Raw genomic sequence first — 237 nt, forward strand, 5'->3', positions numbered from 1 at the left:
CGCGCGCAGCGCCACGTAGATCAGCAGCCCGCCCATCGTCCGCACCGACGGCGAACCGAGCAGGCCCGCATAGAACAGCCGCTCCGGCGTGACCCACATCACCCGGCCGCCTCCGTCCGCGGCACCGGGCGCCGGGGTCGTGGCTGGCGGGCACGCAATGCTGCTTGCCTGCATCTGCATGTCCTTTGTCTCCTGCCGGCGCCATCCGCGCACCCGTGGGTGCGTCGCCGGGCCGGC

The 237-nt window shown here is 73.8% G+C and carries 1 pseudogene; it reads right to left on the bottom strand.

The window, feature by feature from the left end:
- Positions 1-180: pseudogene (locus K206_RS44155) on the bottom strand (AraC family transcriptional regulator); the annotation flags it as partial.
- Between the last annotated feature and the right edge of the window lie 57 nt (positions 181-237).

It is taken from the genome of Cupriavidus sp. WS, assembly GCF_000395345.1.
Taxonomy (GTDB): domain Bacteria; phylum Pseudomonadota; class Gammaproteobacteria; order Burkholderiales; family Burkholderiaceae; genus Cupriavidus; species Cupriavidus basilensis_B.